Genomic DNA, 20,152 nt, shown 5'->3' with positions numbered 1-20,152 from the left:
TCTCCTATACTTTATAATACATCTGAAAAATGTGGTTTCAAACGTCTAAAGACCGTAGATCCAATTAATAAAAGAACGATTGTACACCCCCAGAAGTACAGGCCATATTGCCAATGTTCCCAAAACCAAGCACCACCTGTAAACGAATCACGATACCCTTGAATAATGTAATATAGGGGATTCAATTTCAGAACTTTTTCGATCCATCCAGAAGGTTGCCATAAAATCGGAAGTGTCCACATAATTGTTTGCATTGCTACGTTGATAAATTGCATGATATCTGGTAAAAACGGTTGGGTAGAAGCTGTCAGCCACGTTACACCGGTCAAAAAAATAATCAGACAGAATAGGTAATAAATCAACTGTACCGCTTGTAATGTCGGATAAATACCACTCATAGAAGTAATACCAAAACCAATCACAATAAAAAATAGATGTGTATATAAGCTTGATAAAATTTTTGATGTAGGCAAAATCTGTACGTTAAAAACTACTTTTTTTACAAGATAGCTGTACTCTCTAAAAACGTTGGTTGCAGACAACAATGAGTCCGAGAAAAAGAACCATGGAATCAAGCCCGTAACGAGATAAACAATGAACGGAAATTCCTCGTTAGCTCCTTGAGGTCGTATTTGCGAAAAAACAAACCAATAGGTCAACACAGTAACTAAAGGCGTAATAAATGCCCAGACGATCCCCAGTGCAGAACCTGCATATTTTGATTTAAAATCGTTGAATGAAAACTGTACTAACAGTTTTCTATTTTCAAAAATATTTTTAAAAATGGATAGTGTTTCTCGTATCATTGACTTGTTTCCTTTCCTATTCCCATCGCTTTTATATTTTTACTAAAATAAGCTGTATAACATTACTAGTTTAAAGAATATGCGCACTTTTTTCAAGTTATGTAAGTATTTTCTTAAGATTTAAGCAATGATTATTGATTTTAAAGGCTTTTTATTTAGCAACTTGGATAATAACAATCCCTAAAATAATCACGCATGTTCCAATAACTGTACCCAGTGAAACCTGTTCTTGTAAAATAAGCTTAGAACCGATTAACACTGCAATATTTGTAAATGCAACACCCATAGGAACAATATAGGACACTTCAGATTTACTAATAATGACCATCCACAAAACAAAACTAAACATGTAGCACAAAAATCCTACAATTGTTGTAAAAGACATTGAAAAGGAAAAAACAGCATTTGTGATTTGAATTGAATTGGCTTGCGAACCTAACTTCACTAAAATCAAACCTGAAGTAGATAAAACGACATATAGTAAGAATAACAGCATTATTTTTTCTCCTTTTTATCTTTCATTATTGAAAGTTCTTGGATTAACAGTTTTATTTGATTTTGCTGTTTTGATAGCAAAGCGGAATTCTTAATTTCAATAAATAGCAAAACAAAGATTGCTGCGATCAATAAAAAATTAGAAGTTGTTTCGAATCCTAACAATTTACTTAACCATTCTGGTAGTTTAGGAAAAATAGCAAAAATAACCAAGCTCGCAGATATAAACAGCCATCTGACCGCATTTTTTAATAAGAAAATATTTTTATTAATTGAACGAATAATATAAACAAAAAAGAGCAAGGAAAAAATCAGCATTTCTATTCTTAAAATTGGACTCATCAATCTCTCTCCCTCATAAAACCTGAAACAATAATTGCAATGCTCACTTCAAACATGTACTTAACTGAGGTAAAGGCACGGATAGAGGACTTTCCGCCAGTTCGCTCCATCATATTAACAGAAACTTCCTTGATTCTGAATTTCTTTTTTAATAAATGTACCGTTGATTCTGGTTCAGGATAACTTGTCGGATATTTTTTTGAAAAATAGGCGATAATTTCTTTATTGCAAGCACGATAGCCCGAAGTTACATCATAAATTTTTTTACCTGACGATAGATAAATCAGAAAAGAAAGTATTTTGATTCCTACACGTCGCATAAAGGTTGTTTGAAAGGTAGCCTTTTGATTTGGTAAAAATCTTGAACCAATCACAAAATCAGCTTCTTTTTTTATTATCGGCCATATTACACTATCTAGACTATTAATGTCGTGTTGACCATCCCCATCAAACTGAATAGCAATATCGTAGTCATTTTCTTTTGCATATCTATATCCTGTTTGGACAGCTCCACCGATCCCCAAATTCATGATCAATTGAACCGCATTAATTTCATTTTTTTCTATAATCGATTGAGTGTTATCAGTTGAACCATCATTAATTACTATATAATCAATAATATAAGAGCAATTATGTTTCTTCTCTTTTTTAAAATTTTCAATAGACATTATTGTATTTAAAATATTTGCTTCTTCATTGTATGCAGGTATAATCAATAATATTTTCAATTCATTTTACTCCTTTTATAATTAGCCTCTATAATAATTTCCTAAAGTAAGTAATATCATTGTCAATAGAAAATACGTTGCTATAGATAAAACCCAAATATTCTGTGCTTATTCTGATTTTTCATTAACTCTTTTTTGCTCACTTAAGTTTGAAGATAACGGAGTTTCAAACTATTAACAAAATAAGTAATCCAATATAATACCTTCCTTATACACCTTCTACAGTTGCTAATCCAACAGGCGGTGCTCCATAAGAAAACCAGTTAAAAATAAACAATTCAGGGACTTTCTGATTGAATCTACTATCCCAGAAAACATCAACGTATTCACCGTTGAAACATTGTATACCATAAATTTCAATTGTTAGGTTGGATCTTTTTAAAGAAGTCTATTTGCTAGTGTAACTGTCGTATAATAATACTACCAAAGCAAGACAATCCATGCGGCTAAAATCACAACCTCAAAAGTGACTAGATCTGTTTGCCTATTTTTTTATACTGTTCAACATTTCTTCCAACGCTTCTTCCCAAGCAGGAATTTCAAATCCTAGCTCCTTAGTCTTAGTAAGATCCATTACAGAATACTTAGGGCGCGTCGCTTTTTGTGGGAATTTGCTTGAATCCACTGGTAGGACTTCCACATCTGTATTTTTCAAAATTTCTTTGGCAAACTGATACCAACTACAACTATTGTCATTCGACAAATGATAAATGCCATATGGAGCCTCTTTTTTTATAACAAAAACCATAAATTCAGCTAATGTCCTTGTCCAAGTCGGACGACCAAATTGATCATCAACGACCGTCAACTGATCGCGTGTCTCAGCCAATTTTTGCATCGTGAAAACAAAATTATGACCGTATTGGCCAAATACCCAAGAAGTACGAATAATGTAATATTTTCCCATGACCTCTTGAACGATTTGCTCACCTAATAATTTTGTGCGTCCATATTCGTTTTGAGGATTTGTTTGATCTTTAGTTTTATACATAGCTTCTTTTTTAGTCCCGTCAAATACATAATCTGTGCTGATATAAACCAAGGTGGCATCCACAGCTTTAGCAGCAATAGCTACATTACGAGTACCCTCTACATTGATTTTCTCATCTAATTCTTTGCCTTCATCTTCTGCTTTATCTACAGCGGTATAAGCTGCACAGTGATAAATCACTTCAGGCTTTAAATTCGTGATATAAGCCATTGTCTTCTTTGCATCTGTGATGTCTAATTCTTTTGAGTCAGTAGAAACATAGTCCAATTTTTGCTCGTCTAACAAATGACGTAGCTCTGTACCTAGTTGCCCATTACCGCCAGTTAAAAGTATCATTCTTATTTCCTCCTCGTAAATTTGAAAATGTAGCGGGCTCATTCAGTCTTAGTAGAAAAATTGGCCCGAATAGCAAGATAATAGAAAAAGAAGCTAAGACAGAGATTATTGTTAAAAAAAGAAGTGACTATTTTTTCTGCCTAGCCTTCGATTCGTATTTAGAGCGTGGAGCAAAACCATTTATTAGTTTTGTTCCACGCTCAACAACTCATTATTTTAATCATATTCGGTTAAAATTTGATGTAAGATATCTTCGAAATTAGGATATCGATTTATTGACCGTTTTTGGCATAATTGGCTTCTACTGCAGCTTTGTCTGCTTCCCACCATCCTGAATTTTCTGTATACCATTTAATAGTATCTGCTAAACCATCACGAAAATTAGTGAATTCTGGCGTCCATCCTAATTCTTCACGTAATTTTGAAGAATCGATCGCATAACGTAGATCGTGCCCAGGACGATCATTCACATGTTCATACGCATCTTTTGGTTGCCCCATTAATTCTAAAATCAATTCCATTACGGCTTTGTTATCTTCTTCCCCGTCTGCCCCGATTAAGTAAGTTTCACCAAGCTTACCTTTCATTAAAATCGTCCAAACAGCCGAAGAGTGGTCATTTGTATGAATCCAGTCGCGAACATTTTTACCAGCACCGTATAGTTTGGGCGTGATCCCACTTAATACATTAGTAATTTGGCGTGGAATAAATTTTTCAATATGTTGGTAAGGTCCATAATTATTGGAACAGTTAGAAATTGTTGCTTTTAGTCCAAACGAACGTCCCCAAGCTTTTACTAACAAGTCTGAACCTGCTTTTGTTGAAGAATACGGACTAGATGGATTATAAGGTGTTTCAGCAGTGAATTTTTCACCTTTGCCTTCACCATGTTCAGGTAGATCTTCACGCAATGGTAGATCCCCATAAACTTCATCTGTTGAAACATGATGATAACGTACGTCATGTTTACGGCATGCTTCAATTAAAGTATACGTACCGATAATATTTGTTTGCACAAACGGAAATGGATCGTTTAACGAATTATCGTTATGAGATTCTGCCGCGTAATGAACCACTGCATCCGTTTTTTGAACTAAACGATCAACTAATTCAGCATCAGCAATATCGCCGACGACTAATTCAACACGATCTGATGGTAGTCCTTCAAGATTTTTTTTATTTCCTGCATAGGTTAATTTATCTAATACCGTGACATGAACTTCTGGATGGTTGTTCACTACATAATGAACAAAATTTGATCCGATGAAGCCAGCTCCACCAGTAACAATGATGTTTTTCATCTTCAAGATCGCTCCTAAATTTTTTTAGATTTCACCATAAACAAAAGGATTTTCTGATTCGAATTCTTTTAATGTTGGGTGATTTTTATCTTTTTCAGACGTAATTGCTTTTTGAATATCAATCGGCCAATCAATTGCTAGATCTGGATCATCAAAAGCAATCCCGCCATCTGCAGGTGCATTATAGTAATTATCACACTTATACATAAAGTTAACATTTGGTGTCAGCGTTACAAAACCATGAGCATAGCCTTTAGGCACCAATAATTGACGATGGTTATGTTCTGATAAAATATACCCTTCCCACTGACCATAAGTTGGGCTGCCTTTACGGATATCGACGATTACATCTAAAACTGCACCTGTTACAACACGAATCAATTTTGTTTGAGCGGCTTCCCCTTTTTGAAAATGCAAGCCACGTAATACGCCCGCTTCGCTTGAAAGAGAATGATTGTCTTGTACAAAATCAAAATCCAATCCTTGTTCAGCAAATTTTTCTTTCGAATAGCTTTCAGTAAAAAAGCCGCGGTGATCGCCAAATACGTCCATCTCAATGATTTTCACATCTTGTAATTTTGTGTCAATAACTTTCATTGTCTATTCGCTCCTAGTCTGTTTCTGCCAATCTTAATAGATATTGCCCATAACCATTTTTCTTTAATGGCTGTGCTAGTTCAATGAGTTGTTCATTTGTGATATAGTCCATTCGATACGCAATTTCTTCCAAACAAGCTACTTTTAAATTTTGACGTTTCTCAATCGTTTCAATAAAAGTCGATGCTTCTAAAAGCGATTCATGGGTTCCAGTATCTAACCAGGCAAATCCGCGTCCCATCACTTCAACAGATAATTTATTTTTCTCTAAATAAACCCTATTTACATCTGTGATTTCTAGTTCTCCACGATCAGATGGCTTAATATTTTTAGCAATTTCGATGACTTCATTATCGTAGAAATACAGACCAGTAACAGCATAATTCGATTTTGGATTCTCAGGTTTTTCTTCGATTGAAAGAGCCTTCATCTGATTATCAAATTCAACCACACCAAACCGCTCAGGATCATTCACATGATAACCGAAAACAGTGGCTCCATTTTCTTTTGATGCTGCACGCTGGAGCATATTAGATAAACCACCGCCATAATAAATATTATCACCTAAAACTAAACATACGCTGTCATCGCCAATGAATTTTTCGCCAATAATAAATGCTTGCGCCAAACCATCAGGACTTTCTTGAACCGCGTACTCAATGTGAATACCTAAATCTTTTCCATCGCCGAATAAGCTTTCAAAACGAGGTGTATCATCAGGTGTCGAAATGATCAAAATTTCCTTGATACCCGCTAACATCAATGTTGACATTGGATAGTAGATCATTGGTTTGTCATAGACAGGCATTAATTGTTTTGATGTGGCTTTCGTTAATGGATAAAGTCTGGTTCCACTTCCTCCAGCTAAGATAATCCCTTTCATGAAAAAAACTCCTTATACTAATTTATTTTATTGTTATTTACTAACATTACTACCTGTTATTATTGCATTATTAGCTATGATTGTCATTCATTTTAAGAATATTTTACAAAACTGTAAAGTAGCTGTTTTCTACGAACCAAAAAATATTCTTTTGAACAGTACATAACTAATTGCACACCGCCATTTCAATTGTTGAAAAAGACTAGCTTTCGTATTGATTTCACTCGCATTATTGCTATGTCTACGATACAATGTCAGCTTTTGTCGAACCAGTGCACTTCTATTTCTATACGCCGCAATCAAACCAATCCACATATCATGCATAGGAACTTTAGCCGGAATTGGCAATATTCTCGACTTAAGTCTGCTACGAAAAGCCATGCCAGCACCGATATATTTATTTTTTACAATATTATGAAGAAAACCCAATTTCACGTTTCGATACTCAAAATACGAGGGCTCGATCACTTCCAAATGTTCATTCACGATCACTAAGTCGCTGATCACTAAATCTATTTTAGGATGCGCTTGAAAAAAATCTAACGTCGTTTGGACTTTTCCAGACAGCCAAACATCATCTTGATCTGCCAAAAAAATAAATTCACCCTGACTTTGATTGATCGCAAATTCAAAATTAGCAATCACGCCTTTGCCCGGTCCTTTAAAGAATTTTATCCGCTGATCTTGTGCTGTATATCGCTTGATGATAGTTAAGGTTGAATCTTTGGACCCATCATCTGATATAATCAGCTCATCACAAGGGTCCATCTGGGGTAAAATACTTTCAAGCTGTTCTTCTAAATACTTTTCTCCATTATATGTGGCAATACAAACTGAGATCATCTATTTTCCTTTCATTAATAACCGATACTCTAAAAACGTACGCCGCCAAATTTTACGGTTTTTGACCCTTAAAAATTGCTTGATCGTTCTTAAAAGTAAACGTCTTCTATGATTGTAAAATTTATCTTGATCATACTTCTTATAAAATAACGTTTCTCCGCTAATAATTGATTCATATCGTTTACTGTTGATCGTTCGATAGTCTAGCACAGATAAGTCATGTACCAAATGATGATCTAAAACATTGATTTTTTTATCTAGTTGATGAATCTTCCAAAAAAGCCAATGATCTAAAAAATCCAAAGGGAAATCCAAGTTAAATAGACCAATATCGTTTATTGTTTTCAAAGGAAGCACTGTTCCAGAATTAATACTCATCAACCTTTCTGAATAAATGCCAGCTTTTGGCAATTCAGATTGACCTCCAACATATTTATCAGAAAAAACTGGAGATATTTGTCGTCCATGAGAACTGACAATAGGTACGTATGCGCCAATTTCTTTATCTAGGTGCAACTCTAGAAGCGTTTCAAGGTACGCCTCATCAAGCAAAGTGTCTTGATCCAACAGCAACATTAAGTCGCCTTGAATATCTATAAAATATTGACCTCCAGCATTATACGCTTTAGCCAATCCTGGATTCGTCTCATCATGAACATAACAAACATTTTCCAGTTGAAACAATTCATCAGTCTGTTTCTTTCGACTGTTATCATAAATAAATAGATAAATTGTATTTTTTTCCATTATCATTCTTTTTACGTAAGCATAACTGGGTGTTGTTGAGAGTTCAGTCTGATATAAAACGAGTGTAATAACCAACCTATTCTCCACTAGAAAAACCTCCAGCCCCATTTATTGAAAAATTTAATCATTGACTGTAAAAATATTTTAAATAATTTCTGATTTTTGTGTGCGCCTTTTTCATATAAATGAATCACCGTTTCAAAAGGGGAGTACAAAATTTTATAGCCTGCTTTTCCTAAACTCAAACAAAGATCATTATCTTCAAAATACATGAAGTATCGCTCATCAAAACCACCGATTTGTTTAAACTTATCGATATCAATCACCATAAAACAGCCTGACCCCATTTTAATATAGGTTGTTCGGTCATCTGGTAAATCACGACATTCATAATAACTTAAGCGCTTATCAAATAAGTTTTTAATCGATTGAAACGGAACAAATCGCAGCATATAATCGAATACATCTAGCTTTTGACGCACTAAATATTGCGTTGTTCCATCTGAGTTTAATACCTTAGGGCAAACAGCGGCCAACTGTTCGTCTTCCTTTATCCGTCGAATCATTTTATCCAACGCCTCTTTTGTAATCAAAACATCTGGATTAAAGATGACAGCATAACGCGTATCAACAGTCTTCAGAACCTGATTATGCCCATGACCAAAACCTCTATTTTCTTCAGATTTGTGCAAGAAAATAAATGAACCATAACGTTCAAGTTGATCTATGTAATGTTGCTCGGAAGCATTGTCAAATATATGTATATCATAATTTGATTCTAGACCTAATTCAATTTTTAAATTATCCAGCACATCAAAAATATGACGGCTATTGTGAGTAACAATGGAAATCGTTATTCTATCATTCATATTTTTGCACCTCATTTAAAATAAGATCAATCTGGTAGAAGCTTTTGCTTATATAAGAAATGTCAACTGTCACCTATTCACTCATTATTTTACTGAATTCTAGGAGAGCGGAGCAAAACTTGTTGAGTTTTGTCCCGCTCTCTCATTTTACTCAATCAATAAATTATAACACAGCAGAAAAGTCCCGCAAAGATTCTCTTGAATTATTTACTTTTTTTTAGAATGTTTACCTAATTTTTTTTCTAATTGCTGGTGACGAAATTCACGGTTTCCAAACATGCGTAAAATATACATCAACGGTTGATGATTTTCACCGACTAATCCGATCATTTCAATAAACAACTCTAATCCAATCGCACTAAAAACAATCAGCAGAATCGATGCCACATTACTAGCGTAGCTAAACAGCAACGCAACAAATGAAAAGACCAAAGCTAATCCGTAAATCGTCATCACAGCACCTTTGTGAGTGAACCCAAGTGAAAGCAAACGATGATGTAAATGCATTTTGTCAGCAGAAGAAATCGGTCGCTTATTCATCAATCGACGAATAATCGCATACACAGTATCAGTAATCGGAACACCTAAGATAATCATCGGGGTGATTACCGTAATAAACGTGGCATTCTTCAATCCTTGTAATGACATAACAGCGATCATAAAACCCAAAAACAAGGCCCCAGTATCTCCTAAGAAAATCTTAGCTGGATAAAAGTTATATGGAAAAAATCCTGCGATACTAGCGACCAAAACAAAGATCACAATTGGAATAAAGACAGTTTTCGCATGAAGGAAAAAATACCCAATTACACCGATCGTCGTTAAACTAATAATTGAAACCCCGGAAGCTAATCCATCCAAACCATCGATCAAATTGACCGCATTTGTAATAGCCAATATCCAAAACAAAGTCAACGGTAAACTAAACCAACGTAAATCAATATGGCCGAAAAACGGTAACGTCACAACATCGATTCGAATTTCTGCTACAAAATAAATGACTAATGCAGCAAGTAAAATACCTAGCGTTTTTTTCTTTGGCGACAATTCATAAATATCATCGAGCAATCCTGTTGCAACAACAATTCCTGCCCCAAATATAATCGGCCATATGTAGTCCAATGGTATAATTGATTGGAACATAACCAGACACGAAAAAGCAAAGACAAAATAAATACTCAATCCGCCAGCCGTAGGCATGTTTTTTGTATTTACTCTTCTTTCACCTGGCGCATCATAAGCGCCTATTCTAAACGCCAATAATTTAACGATCGGCGTTGTAATCAATGATAAAATAAACGTCAGAAATAGACGGATAACAATTTCATAAATAAACATCGACATGATGAACCTACTTTCTTAATGTACATCGTATATTATACCGAATCATTCCACATTTACAAGTTGGAACAAGTGTTTTCACCATTTAAAAAGTCAAAATACTTACTTGTCTATTTGAATCCATAGCATTCGGTCTACTTCTTGAATTTTTCTTTTATTTTATCTACCAGGCGATTGATCAAACCATAACGGTGCTGAATCTTTTCATTCGACATATATTCTTTAACAACCGCATTGATAATCCCGCCTAAAATAATGATTGTTGCAGCTAAATTCAACCATAGCATCAATATAATGAAACTTCCTATGATTTGATAACTAGAGATTTTTGAACTGAAATACTTAATATACAATCCAAAAGCTTGTGATAATAGCATCCAACCCACTGTTGCAAACACTGCACCTGGCATGATTGAACGGAACGTCAATTTCGCATTAGGAACAACACGATAGATCAAACACATAATAATGAGTAAGACCAATGTCGTGATCGGCCATTTCAAGGTTTGAAAGGTATCAATAAAGTCAGTTGAAAAGTGGAAAATTGGCTGTAGCAAATCTAAAATCGATTTACCTAACCCTAAAACACCAACAACACCGACAATTGCAGTCATAAACAACAAAATCACAAGCAAAGACATAATACGAACAATAATGAAATTTTTGCGTGGCTCGACGCCAAACGCTTTGTTCATAGCTGTTTGTAGTGCATTGATACTTTGACTAGCACTCCATAAAGCAGCTAATGCAGAAATCGACAGCAAGCCACCAGATCGTTGAGTCAACAAGGATTGGATCGCTGGTTTCAAGTCGTCAAAAATTGCTTTAGGAATCGCTTCAGCTATGTATGGCAATACTTCGTCTGGATCGATATGTAAGTACGGCAAAAGATTTCCCACCGCAATTAATAAAGGAAAGAGGGACAATAGTAAATAGTAAGCCACCACGACTGACGTATTTCCAATATCTGAATCAATCATACGGCGTTGTGTTGTATCAATGAAACGCATTAATTTTTCATTGTTTTTTACTTTGTCCACCAATTTCATAAAATTCTCCTCTAATTGAGTTAGTATGTTCCTTCTTCTCCCTGAGAAGTTAAAATTTTCGGCCCGTCTTTTGTAATAGCCAATGTATGTTCAAATTGACAACTAATACCCCCATCTAAAGTATAAGCGGTCCAACCATTTGGATCCATTTTCATACGCCAAGTTCCTGTGTTAACCATAGGTTCGATCGTAATGACCATTCCTTCTTTTAAGCGTAACCCTTTGCCTGGTTCGCCATAATGAGGAATAACTGGGCTTTCATGGATCGTTGGACCAATGCCGTGTCCTACAAAATCTCTTACGACAGATAAGTTTTCACTTTCAACATATGTTTGAATAGCATGTCCGATGTCTCCAATACGATTCCCAACTTGCGCTTGCTCGATTCCTAGATACAATGCTTTTTTCGTCACTGTCATTAAATGGTCTAATTCTGGCGTTGATTTGCCTACCACATAAGCCCAGCAAGAATCTGATACAGCACCTTTTAAATCAATGCACATGTCTACTTTGATTAAATCACCATCTTTTAATGGTTTTTTCCGAGGAAACCCATGGCAAATTTCATCATTGATACTGCAACATGTTGCATATTTATAGTCTTCAAACCCAATTTGAGCGGCAATTCCGCCGTGGCTTTCGATAAAGTCTCTTACGAATACTTCAATATCCCAGCTCGTAACACCTGGCTTGATAAAAGAACGTAAATGACGATGAACATCTGCCAGTAATTCCCCAGATTCATCCATCATTTCAATTTCTCTTGGTGATTTTAGTGTAATCATTTAATATCGTCCTCCTAAAATTTAAAAGCTGAAAGAGCTTGGTCAACCTTGATAGGAAAATAGGAAAAAATAAATGTGGTGCTCTTTACCACAATTATTTTTTATCTTTTTCCCGAAACCTTCAATCCTTAGAGCTTTAGTTCTTAGGAATTGATGAGATCGAAGCAAAGCGTAATGACTAGCCCGTGGAGCTAGATAATCTTTATATAAGAGTATTTTATCATATTTTATGAAAATTTCACTGAAAAATAGTTGTTAAAAATAATTCTCATTCCTTTTTCACTCTCTTACCTCTTGAAAACACTGCTATAGAAGCAACTTCTCAATTTTGTAATTTACACAATCTTCATTTTTCTGATATAATCAAGGTTGTATTATTTGAAGGAGGAAATAGAATGACCCTAGCTAAAATCGTTTACGCAAGCATGACTGGAAATACAGAAGAAATTGCGGATATCGTTGCTGAAGCTTTTGAAAATTTAAATATTGAAGTTGAAATCAATGAGTGTACGCAAGTTGATCCCGAAGATTTTGAAGATGCGGATATATGCGTTTTAGCAACATATACGTATGGTGATGGTGAACTACCCGATGAAATAGTGGATTTTTATGAAGAATTACAAGAAATCAATCTTTCTGGAAAGATTTATGGTGTCTGTGGCTCCGGTGATACTTTTTACGATGAATTTTGTAAATCAGTAGATGACTTTGATGCTGTTTTCACAAAAATCGGTGCTACTAAGGGAGCGGATAGCGTAAAAGTTGATCTCGCTGCTGAAGAAGAAGATATTCAAACTCTTGAAGCCTTTGCTAAAAAATTAGCAGAAACTGCAAAATAATTATTGGAATCAACAAACGGAGACAGGAGAAAAACTCGTTGCGTTTTTTTCCTGTCTCCTATCTTTAGTTAATTTTAATTATCAATATCAATCGGCGTATCCCGCTCTAATATCTGGTCAATCGCATCTCTCATCAAACGTTCAATTTGTTGATCATTTGGATGAATGATGCCAGAAGTCATCAATGCTGCAATTCCAGTAGCGACAATCCATGTCCCAATATGAAGAGAATCGATTTCTGTATCACTTAATTTCTCATAATCAGGATCTTTCTTAACTGCATCTGAAAAGTGACTATATGAGAATTCCTGCATTCTTTTTCCGCCACCATATTCTTCTAAATAGAGCGCACGATATAATTTACTTTCGTTTTTAGCAAAGTGAATATAATTTAAAGCCATATCCACAATCTTATTATCAGTATGCGGCACAGGAAATACTTCTTTTGCCAAATATTGATGAATCTTTTCAAATAATTCTTCTTTTAAATCTTCCATATTTTTGAATTCTAAGTAAATAGGTTGTGTCGAGCATTTCATTTTGGTTGCAATGTTTCGTGCGGTGAATTTCGAAAAGCCCTCAGTGGCCACTACTTCGTATGCAGCATTTAAAATCTGATCTTTAGTAATTGTTTTTTTTCTTGCCATAATCTTTCAATCCCCTCTACCTATCCTCTATAACGCTTCCATATAAATACCACAGTTATTGTAACACGATTTATCTATTCTGCAAAATACTAGTCCTTCGATTTATATTATTTTATTTATTCGATTACACAGGGCTTTCAAGAGTTTTTCCCTACAATTAAATAAGAAACTAGCACTACTAGATTGTTTGAGTTCGCACTCTGTACATGTTATGATATTGTCGGTTACACGAATGAAAACTAGGAGGTTATTCTATGACATTACCAAATTTTAATGAAACTTTAAAAAAATACGCTCGATTAATTGTTGAGACTGGTGTTAATGTTCAAAAAGGACAAAGCATCGTTTTACAAATTAGTGTCGATCAAGCACCATTAGCTCGGCTAATTACAGAAGAAGCTTATAACTTAGGTGCAGGTGAAGTAATTATTCAATGGACGGATGATGTCATTCAACGCGAATTTTTACTCCATGCAGATGAAAAATATTTAGAAACTATTCCTCAATATAAAATAGATCAAACAGATGACTGGGTCAATAAAGGTGCTAGCCGAATTAGTGTTGTCTCAGCTAATCCTGATGCACTTACTGGCGTTGATACTGACCGAGTCGCTACCTTTCAGTCAGCTACTGGTAAAGCTTTAGTCAACTTAAGAAAAGCAACACAAGCAAATAAAGTCAGCTGGACTGTTGTAGCCGCTGCAGGAAAAGAATGGGCAGCTAAAGTTTTCCCAGACTTAAAAAATAGTGAACAGCAAGTTGATTCTCTTTGGGATGAAATTTTTAAAACAACTCGTGTTTACGAAGCAGACCCAATTACTGCGTGGAAAGTTCATGACAATAAATTAGCCACAAAAGCCGAAGAATTGAATAAAGAACAATTTAAAGCATTGCACTACACAGCACCAGGTACAGACTTAGTAATTGGCTTGCCGAAAAATCATTTATGGGAAGGTGCGGGCAGCGATAATGTTCGTGGTGAAAAATTCATGGCTAATATGCCGACAGAAGAAGTTTTCACTGCTCCAGATAGCCGTCATGTTGATGGCATTGTTTCTAGTACTAAACCATTAAGTTATGCTGGAACAACGATTTCTGGCATGAAATTTACATTTAAAGACGGTAAAGTCATTGATTTTTCTGCCGAACAAGGTGAAGAAGTATTGGCTAAGTTACTTGAAACAGACGAAGGCGCACGTCATTTAGGCGAAGTAGCTTTAGTTCCAGATCCATCACCAATTTCTCAATCAGGAATCATTTTCTACAATACTTTATTTGACGAAAATGCTTCAAATCATTTAGCTTTTGGTTCAGCATATGCATTTAACCTACAAGGTGGAACAGAGATGAGCGAGGAAGAATTAAAAGAGGCGGGTCTAAACCGAAGTCATACTCATGTAGATTTCATGGTTGGTTCAGACAAAATGGATATTGATGGCATTAAAGAAGATGGCACACATGTTCCGATTTTCCGTAATGGTGATTGGGCATAATATAAAAAAAGAGGCCGAGACAAAAGCGTTTAGCTTATTTCCGAAGCCTTCAAAACTTAGTGCTTTAGCACTTAGAATTGGATGTGATCAGAGCGAAGCGTAGTCGCTGCTTTTTTCTCGCCGTTTATTCGGATTTAGAGCGTGGGACAAAACTAAAGATCAGTTTTGTCCCACGCTCATTCCTACGATTAGTCAAGTAGAAAGTAAAGAAAGAATGAAAGGTCTTTTAATCGTTTGTAAACAAAGAGAGTATTTTAGAATAAAGTCCACAATAAATACCCCTGATGATTATGTCTTTTTTCAATCAGGGTGTTATAATCAACTCATAAGGCATTGCCTTATTGGCCCTTAGAGGCCGTGTACGCATAGTCGTACTTTGTCTCGTTCTCAACCATAGAATAGAGGCACTTTAGTAGTTTGTTCATACAAGCTATGGTCGCAACCTTATCCTTTTTGGGTATAGGTTGCGTTTTTAACTTGTAATAGTAATCGACAATGTGATTCGAAGCGGCGGATTGTTGGCGGATCATATTTTTTACGGAAAAATACAGAATTTTCCGAGCTTTAGGATTTCCTCGTTTATTCATATGATCTTGGGCAAGGTATTTACCCGATTGATACCTACGGGTATCAATTCCCACAAAGGCATTCACTTTCTTATGATTTTCAAATCGGCGAATATCGCCAATTTCACCAATCATTAAAGCGGCAAATACTTCACCAATGTCTGGAACACGTTGGTAAAGTTCGAACTCAGATAATGGTTTGGTTTGTTCAATAAGCTGCTTAGGCAAGGTTTCCTTTGATTGAATAAGCTCTTTTAACTGGTGGGAACCTTTTGTACTTGAATACTTGTTTTCGTGGCTGCTGGATAGGAATTAGAAGCCAATAAAAGGAGCTGTTGTTTTTTTTCTAAAGCTTTTTTATCGGAGATTTTTTTATCTGTCCTCTTTTTCAACCTATTTTTTACCTGTGTCTGGCTCAATCCAGCTAGATAGTCTGGATGAGGAAATCGTTCAATAATGTTTAGAGATAATTTTGATACCCGACTAGAACTCTGGAAAACTAAGCTGAAGAGCCGTGTGTAAGTACATTCTTAGTCTCTTGATTTCAGCTTCTAACTCTTGATAAAAGCGGGCTAAATCATGAGATTCTTCATAAATGGTTGACTGATGTCTCTTGATTTTCCGTTCATATTGCCAGTGAGTTTGCGCAAGACGATAGGCATCTTGTTTATCTGTTTTAAGCACATGCAGACCACTGTCTAGCTTTTTTTGCCTCTAAAGGATTCAATAGGCAATAAGCTAAGTGGTTATTTTGGCAAAAAGTTTCGATTACTTTTGAGTAAACGCCAGTTGATTCAAACACAATACTTGGTGTTTCAGGCAGGGGCCGGATTTCTTGAAGTAACGCATTAAACCCTGATTTTGTATGAAGAATCTCTCCCTCGGAAAGGCAAAGATCATCCAAATAAAGCACTTTATAGCTTTTTCCCATAGAAACATCTAACGCAAGTACATAAGCCATATTTTCATCTTCTTTCTTTTTGTTGAAAAGTTCTTCACTGTTTCATTTCGTTTCTAATTTCCTAAACACAAGCTCGAAGCCCCAACATACTTAAACCAGATTTTAAAATGACAGTGAAGGAGACCGTTTTTTCGTAGGGACTCGAAGTCCATGAGCGTGTGGTCGATCTTCCTTTCACCCCTTACTATAAACTTAAAAATAAGAAAATAGAGGATAAACTCATCCGTCGATGAGTTTACCCTCTAATCTTAGTATGTTTTTTTATTGTTAATAAGGGAAATAGAATTCAGCAGTATAACCGATTGTTGTAAGCCCTCTTCTAATAACATATGTTTGACAAGCGATTGCTTTGCGGTTGTAATCTTTTAACTCTCTTTCAACATAAGCCCTAATTGATTTTTCATCTTTGAATAATTTCAAAGAGTTACTTAACATTGATTTTGGCACACCTACTGATTTATAGTTAATCTCACCAGCAAATGTTTTATTATCTCTATATGACATTTTTCCTAATTTGTTGATTGTTGTGTAGTTTTTCTTAGGAACTAGTTTTACTTCTATTGCTTCTAGACGATAAGAATATTTCGATGTTCCAGAAGGAATGCCACCTTTTTCCCAACCCATCCAGCCAAACTCTTGGGCATGGACACGATAAAACACATCATAAACTTGAGCTAACTGACCAGTCAATTTGATTTGAATCGCTTCTAAACGTTTCTTTTGACCTGAAGTTCCCGATACTTGACCATCACTCTTCCAACCTTGCCAGCCAATATCTTGAACATGTGTACGGTATTGGATACCTCCACTGTATGGTGAATTTTGAATCTTTAATTGGATTGCTTCTAAGCGTTTTTTCTTACCTGAAGTTCCTGATACTTGTGCATTATTCTTCCAACCTTGCCAACCAACATCTTGTACGTGTGTGCGATAAGTAACTGATGCACTTGCAGCACGTTCGTTTTGAGCAAATGTTTCTGCGGATTCCGACTCTTCACTTTGCAGAACATCCGCACTTTGCACTTCTCCATAAGGTACTGCAGTAATTTCTTCTTCTGCATTTGCTTGTGCTGTTCCACCTACAAAAAACAGTGTTAAACCTAACAATAATAAACTAACTTTTTTCATTTTCTCACTATCCTTTCTTTGTAACATCATAATTATATAATATAAGCTAGTTACATTACAATAGTCATTTAAAAAAATATTTTTCAATTTTTGCAATTTTTTTTATTTCCAGTGAGATAATTTTCTTTTGAGGAATAAAAAAAAGACCGCAAAACAAAGGTTTTTCGGCTTTTTATGTTCCCGACTAACTTGACTTTGCACGGGCTAAGGCATACATACGCATCCGTTTTACTATGTAAGCAAATCAACATTCTCACGGTATCTAAATTGCTAGGACATCGAGATACAACGACAACTCAAGAAACTTACGCTCATATAGTAAAGAGTTGGAAGACCAAGACCTAGAAAAGATTAGCGATATTATGAAATACTTGTAAGGCATTTGGCACAAAATTGGCACTAATAAATTAAAACACCTGTCAATACAACGTTTGACAGGTGTTTTTTACGTTCCCGACTGGAATCGAACCAGCGACCTATCGCTTAGGAGGCGATTGCTCTATCCTACTGAGCTACGAGAACATTCTTTTATTTATTTTAAAAGTCTTTTCAATCAGTGTCAATGAAAATAAAAAGAAAGCAACTCAGATGTAACTATCCGGATCACTTTCTCGATTTTTTTATTTTTTAATGTCTTTTTTACCTTTTAAGATTTTCACTAAATAAAGACCGCCTATGACAACAGCTAATGTTTTACCGATCTTACCATTTCTTGTAACTTTTTCTTCTTTTGTTTTACTCATATTCTCCACTACCTTTCATTTTTTAGACTTTTATTTGATTCCTTATCTTATATTATAGGAACTTTTAGCTAGTTTCGCTAATCTTTTGCTTGTAATCAAAATAATCGTAAAGTCTTTCTAAGAATGTTAAGGTTTACCTATACCATTTGTGGTAACTAAAAAATGTGGAGGGAATTTAGATGACTGACAAGACAAAAGAAAAGATTTTTGCTGAGCGTCAAGACAACTATAAGCAAGAAAAAGAAGAGATTTTTAAAGAAGCTTTGGAAGAAAAACATGAATACACCTCAGAAGAAGCAGAAGAAGAAGAAAATAACGCATAAATTTAAATACTGTTGGGACAAAAGCAGATCCGTTTATTCGGTTTTAAAGGGTGAGGTAAAAGTATTTTTTACTTTTGTCTCACCCTCGCTTTTTAAAAATAATCTGCTAATATGGGTATACCTTTTACTAATCGTTTATCTAATGACTGGAGTAGAGACTCGTTTCCTTTAATTTTTCCGTAGAAATTTAATTCAGTCGCTGTTCTGTACCCCATAAAGAGTTGAGTCAGTGTTTGAATCGTACTTACGATGAATTCCTCTTCCCTCAACGTATCAGGGAACAAGTCAAGTTTTCTTATAGTACTCTGACCATTGTCAGCTATTGATAATGCCCAGACCCCCTCATTCCAAGGACCATATTCATCTGAAACTTGAAAATAGTAGTCCTCTTTATGTCCTGATTTAAAAGGATATTTAGCTAAAAAACGTTCTAAACTTACGATTCTCCCCATCATAAAAGGGGTAACATTCATTTCTACTAAAGGAGAAGACATTAAATAACTTAGGTTTTTGATACCACAACCTGTTTTTAAATGAAATTCTCGAGATGAGCCATTATGAGAACCGATAAAACGAGCCATCGATTGAAACGCCTGAATATTTAGATAGCCCCATTCTTTAATAACAAAACGTTCCTCACTCGATTGATAAATCAAATATCCTTGAGTATTTCCTTGTTCATCTTCATAAAGGGCAAATTGGTTTCCTTGATCTAGGCCAAATGCATAATCAAACCACCAAGATTCCCGAATCACTGCCCCTCTCTGATTATCTGGTAAACTAGCATAAATCTGCTGGCAAGTGTTTTTTGCGTCTTCATAGCTTACACGTTTCATCACACCAGAACTCACTTTTACGTTTGGCCAATCAGCTGCTTTGATGGTATAACTCATTTGTTCAAATAATTGCTCAAAACCATATTTTCTATAAAAAGGATACGAAAACGGCGCTAAGTATGCTAGTTCAACCTTATTCTCAGCTAATTCTACTAACAACTGTTTCATAATCGCTGAAATACCACCCTGTCCGCGGTATTCAGGATAAGACGAAACACAACCGATCCCAGCCATTTGATAGTTTATTCCGTGAAATGCTACTGTAAACGGCGTAGCGATCACTTGACTCGTTAGGATATCATTTGAAAAATAGCCATAATTCCACGAATGTTTAACCATTTTTTTAAAACGTGCTTTGCGTTTCTCAGTGGTTTCTGCATTGAACGCATAGGCTGCTAATTCGAACATTTCTTCTATTTGGTCTTCATTCATTCTTTTAACTTCACTCATTAAATTTCCCCCTCATCACAGTTAAGAATAACGTAAAGAGGAAGTAATTTAAA

The 20,152-nt window shown here is 35.3% G+C and carries 22 protein-coding genes, 1 tRNA gene and 1 pseudogene; 4 read left to right on the top strand and 20 right to left on the bottom strand.

What is annotated here, in order from left to right:
- Positions 1-11: 11 nt before the first annotated feature.
- The 14 genes from AC4BBR_RS03845 to map all read right to left on the bottom strand — a co-directional run bounded on the left by AC4BBR_RS03845 (position 12) and on the right by map (position 12,113).
- A complete protein-coding gene (locus tag AC4BBR_RS03845) occupies positions 12-806 on the bottom strand; it encodes an ABC transporter permease (RefSeq protein WP_490461249.1) in 795 nt (264 codons plus the stop codon).
- Positions 807-957: 151 nt separating this feature from the next.
- Positions 958-1,302 (bottom strand): hypothetical protein, encoded by a 345-nt coding sequence (locus AC4BBR_RS03840; protein WP_490461248.1) that lies wholly within the window; start codon positions 1,300-1,302, stop codon positions 958-960.
- The gene (locus AC4BBR_RS03835; RefSeq protein ID WP_490461247.1) at positions 1,302-1,643 is read right to left on the bottom strand and encodes a DUF2304 domain-containing protein; all 342 of its coding nucleotides are present in this window, start codon (positions 1,641-1,643) and stop codon (positions 1,302-1,304) included. The genes AC4BBR_RS03840 and AC4BBR_RS03835 overlap by 1 nt, the downstream gene beginning before the upstream one ends.
- Positions 1,643-2,371, bottom strand: a complete 729-nt coding sequence (locus AC4BBR_RS03830) for a glycosyltransferase family 2 protein (RefSeq protein ID WP_490461246.1) — start codon at positions 2,369-2,371, stop codon at positions 1,643-1,645. Before AC4BBR_RS03830 ends, AC4BBR_RS03835 begins: the two co-directional genes overlap by 1 nt.
- 484 nt (positions 2,372-2,855) lie before the next feature.
- Entirely contained in the window at positions 2,856-3,698 is an 843-nt protein-coding gene (gene rfbD / locus AC4BBR_RS03825; RefSeq protein ID WP_490461245.1) for a dTDP-4-dehydrorhamnose reductase, read from the bottom strand.
- Positions 3,699-3,970: 272 nt separating this feature from the next.
- Positions 3,971-4,999, bottom strand: coding sequence for a dTDP-glucose 4,6-dehydratase (gene rfbB, locus AC4BBR_RS03820; RefSeq protein ID WP_490461244.1), 1,029 nt, complete (start codon positions 4,997-4,999; stop codon positions 3,971-3,973).
- Between the two features lie 24 nt (positions 5,000-5,023).
- Positions 5,024-5,596, bottom strand: a complete 573-nt coding sequence (rfbC, locus tag AC4BBR_RS03815) for a dTDP-4-dehydrorhamnose 3,5-epimerase (protein WP_490461243.1) — start codon at positions 5,594-5,596, stop codon at positions 5,024-5,026.
- Positions 5,597-5,609: 13 nt separating this feature from the next.
- Complete coding sequence (rfbA, locus tag AC4BBR_RS03810) at positions 5,610-6,479, bottom strand: glucose-1-phosphate thymidylyltransferase RfbA (RefSeq protein WP_490461242.1); 870 nt, start codon at positions 6,477-6,479, stop codon at positions 5,610-5,612.
- Positions 6,480-6,608: 129 nt separating this feature from the next.
- On the bottom strand, positions 6,609-7,322 hold the full coding sequence (locus AC4BBR_RS03805) for a glycosyltransferase family 2 protein (protein ID WP_490461241.1): 714 nt from the start codon (positions 7,320-7,322) through the stop codon (positions 6,609-6,611).
- On the bottom strand, positions 7,323-8,156 hold the full coding sequence (locus tag AC4BBR_RS03800; protein ID WP_490461240.1) for a glycosyltransferase: 834 nt from the start codon (positions 8,154-8,156) through the stop codon (positions 7,323-7,325).
- Positions 8,156-8,938: a glycosyltransferase family 2 protein gene (locus AC4BBR_RS03795; RefSeq protein ID WP_490461239.1), complete on the bottom strand. Its 783-nt coding sequence runs from the start codon at positions 8,936-8,938 to the stop codon at positions 8,156-8,158. Before AC4BBR_RS03795 ends, AC4BBR_RS03800 begins: the two co-directional genes overlap by 1 nt.
- Positions 8,939-9,145: 207 nt before the next feature.
- The gene (locus AC4BBR_RS03790) at positions 9,146-10,282 is read right to left on the bottom strand and encodes a glycosyltransferase family 4 protein (protein ID WP_490461238.1); all 1,137 of its coding nucleotides are present in this window, start codon (positions 10,280-10,282) and stop codon (positions 9,146-9,148) included.
- Positions 10,283-10,413: 131 nt separating this feature from the next.
- Positions 10,414-11,328, bottom strand: coding sequence for a YihY/virulence factor BrkB family protein (locus AC4BBR_RS03785; protein ID WP_490461237.1), 915 nt, complete (start codon positions 11,326-11,328; stop codon positions 10,414-10,416).
- 20 nt (positions 11,329-11,348) lie between these two features.
- The gene (map, locus tag AC4BBR_RS03780) at positions 11,349-12,113 is read right to left on the bottom strand and encodes a type I methionyl aminopeptidase (RefSeq protein ID WP_490461236.1); all 765 of its coding nucleotides are present in this window, start codon (positions 12,111-12,113) and stop codon (positions 11,349-11,351) included.
- Between the two features lie 395 nt (positions 12,114-12,508).
- Here map and AC4BBR_RS03775 point away from each other — a divergent pair, with 395 nt between their 5' ends.
- Positions 12,509-12,952: a flavodoxin gene (locus AC4BBR_RS03775; RefSeq protein WP_490461235.1), complete on the top strand. Its 444-nt coding sequence runs from the start codon at positions 12,509-12,511 to the stop codon at positions 12,950-12,952.
- A 74-nt stretch (positions 12,953-13,026) separates the two neighbouring features.
- Here AC4BBR_RS03775 and AC4BBR_RS03770 read toward each other — a convergent pair whose 3' ends face one another.
- A complete protein-coding gene (locus AC4BBR_RS03770) occupies positions 13,027-13,599 on the bottom strand; it encodes a TetR/AcrR family transcriptional regulator (RefSeq protein ID WP_490461234.1) in 573 nt (190 codons plus the stop codon).
- A 254-nt stretch (positions 13,600-13,853) separates the two neighbouring features.
- Here AC4BBR_RS03770 and AC4BBR_RS03765 point away from each other — a divergent pair, with 254 nt between their 5' ends.
- A complete protein-coding gene (locus AC4BBR_RS03765; protein WP_490461233.1) occupies positions 13,854-15,092 on the top strand; it encodes an aminopeptidase in 1,239 nt (412 codons plus the stop codon).
- Positions 15,093-15,430: 338 nt separating this feature from the next.
- Here AC4BBR_RS03765 and AC4BBR_RS03760 read toward each other — a convergent pair.
- A pseudogene (locus AC4BBR_RS03760) lies at positions 15,431-16,619 on the bottom strand (IS110 family RNA-guided transposase).
- A 267-nt stretch (positions 16,620-16,886) separates the two neighbouring features.
- Positions 16,887-17,747 (bottom strand): hypothetical protein, encoded by an 861-nt coding sequence (locus tag AC4BBR_RS03755; protein WP_490461232.1) that lies wholly within the window; start codon positions 17,745-17,747, stop codon positions 16,887-16,889.
- A gap of 174 nt (positions 17,748-17,921) precedes the next feature.
- Here AC4BBR_RS03755 and AC4BBR_RS03750 point away from each other — a divergent pair, with 174 nt between their 5' ends.
- The gene (locus tag AC4BBR_RS03750) at positions 17,922-18,092 is read left to right on the top strand and encodes a tyrosine-type recombinase/integrase (RefSeq protein ID WP_490461231.1); all 171 of its coding nucleotides are present in this window, start codon (positions 17,922-17,924) and stop codon (positions 18,090-18,092) included.
- A gap of 103 nt (positions 18,093-18,195) precedes the next feature.
- On the opposite strand, the gene AC4BBR_RS03745 is transcribed toward AC4BBR_RS03750, so the two are convergent.
- Both AC4BBR_RS03745 and AC4BBR_RS03740 read right to left on the bottom strand, forming a co-directional pair.
- Positions 18,196-18,269, bottom strand: a tRNA-Arg gene (locus AC4BBR_RS03745).
- A 98-nt stretch (positions 18,270-18,367) separates the two neighbouring features.
- Positions 18,368-18,490, bottom strand: a complete 123-nt coding sequence (locus tag AC4BBR_RS03740; RefSeq protein WP_490461230.1) for a hypothetical protein — start codon at positions 18,488-18,490, stop codon at positions 18,368-18,370.
- Positions 18,491-18,669: 179 nt separating this feature from the next.
- Here AC4BBR_RS03740 and AC4BBR_RS03735 point away from each other — a divergent pair, with 179 nt between their 5' ends.
- Positions 18,670-18,813, top strand: a complete 144-nt coding sequence (locus AC4BBR_RS03735) for a hypothetical protein (RefSeq protein WP_490461229.1) — start codon at positions 18,670-18,672, stop codon at positions 18,811-18,813.
- A gap of 92 nt (positions 18,814-18,905) precedes the next feature.
- Here the strand turns inward: AC4BBR_RS03735 and AC4BBR_RS03730 are convergent, their stop codons facing one another.
- Positions 18,906-20,099, bottom strand: a complete 1,194-nt coding sequence (locus tag AC4BBR_RS03730; RefSeq protein WP_490461228.1) for a GNAT family N-acetyltransferase — start codon at positions 20,097-20,099, stop codon at positions 18,906-18,908.
- Positions 20,100-20,152 lie beyond the last annotated feature (53 nt).

The sequence above is a fragment of the Enterococcus sp. AMC1251 genome, from assembly GCF_058216535.1.
Note: the sequence above shows the minus strand (reverse complement) of the source record. Positions and strands in the feature narration are given on the sequence as shown.

Bases quoted from the DNA above. Each gene is read 5' to 3' on its own strand.
- AC4BBR_RS03845 (WP_490461249.1), bottom strand. From the start codon at position 806: ATGATACGAGAAACACTATCCATTTTTAAAAATATTTTTGAAAATAGA.
- AC4BBR_RS03840 (WP_490461248.1), bottom strand. From the start codon at position 1,302: ATGCTGTTATTCTTACTATATGTCGTTTTATCTACTTCAGGTTTGATT.
- AC4BBR_RS03835 (WP_490461247.1), bottom strand. From the start codon at position 1,643: ATGAGTCCAATTTTAAGAATAGAAATGCTGATTTTTTCCTTGCTCTTT.
- rfbD (WP_490461245.1), bottom strand. From the start codon at position 3,698: ATGATACTTTTAACTGGCGGTAATGGGCAACTAGGTACAGAGCTACGT.
- rfbB (WP_490461244.1), bottom strand. From the start codon at position 4,999: ATGAAAAACATCATTGTTACTGGTGGAGCTGGCTTCATCGGATCAAAT.
- rfbC (WP_490461243.1), bottom strand. From the start codon at position 5,596: ATGAAAGTTATTGACACAAAATTACAAGATGTGAAAATCATTGAGATG.
- rfbA (WP_490461242.1), bottom strand. From the start codon at position 6,479: ATGAAAGGGATTATCTTAGCTGGAGGAAGTGGAACCAGACTTTATCCA.
- AC4BBR_RS03805 (WP_490461241.1), bottom strand. From the start codon at position 7,322: ATGATCTCAGTTTGTATTGCCACATATAATGGAGAAAAGTATTTAGAA.
- AC4BBR_RS03795 (WP_490461239.1), bottom strand. From the start codon at position 8,938: ATGAATGATAGAATAACGATTTCCATTGTTACTCACAATAGCCGTCAT.
- AC4BBR_RS03790 (WP_490461238.1), bottom strand. From the start codon at position 10,282: ATGTCGATGTTTATTTATGAAATTGTTATCCGTCTATTTCTGACGTTT.
- AC4BBR_RS03785 (WP_490461237.1), bottom strand. From the start codon at position 11,328: ATGAAATTGGTGGACAAAGTAAAAAACAATGAAAAATTAATGCGTTTC.
- map (WP_490461236.1), bottom strand. From the start codon at position 12,113: ATGATTACACTAAAATCACCAAGAGAAATTGAAATGATGGATGAATCT.
- AC4BBR_RS03775 (WP_490461235.1), top strand. From the start codon at position 12,509: ATGACCCTAGCTAAAATCGTTTACGCAAGCATGACTGGAAATACAGAA.
- AC4BBR_RS03770 (WP_490461234.1), bottom strand. From the start codon at position 13,599: ATGGCAAGAAAAAAAACAATTACTAAAGATCAGATTTTAAATGCTGCA.
- AC4BBR_RS03765 (WP_490461233.1), top strand. From the start codon at position 13,854: ATGACATTACCAAATTTTAATGAAACTTTAAAAAAATACGCTCGATTA.
- AC4BBR_RS03755 (WP_490461232.1), bottom strand. From the start codon at position 17,747: ATGAAAAAAGTTAGTTTATTATTGTTAGGTTTAACACTGTTTTTTGTA.
- AC4BBR_RS03750 (WP_490461231.1), top strand. From the start codon at position 17,922: ATGTTCCCGACTAACTTGACTTTGCACGGGCTAAGGCATACATACGCA.
- AC4BBR_RS03740 (WP_490461230.1), bottom strand. From the start codon at position 18,490: ATGAGTAAAACAAAAGAAGAAAAAGTTACAAGAAATGGTAAGATCGGT.
- AC4BBR_RS03735 (WP_490461229.1), top strand. From the start codon at position 18,670: ATGACTGACAAGACAAAAGAAAAGATTTTTGCTGAGCGTCAAGACAAC.
- AC4BBR_RS03730 (WP_490461228.1), bottom strand. From the start codon at position 20,099: ATGAGTGAAGTTAAAAGAATGAATGAAGACCAAATAGAAGAAATGTTC.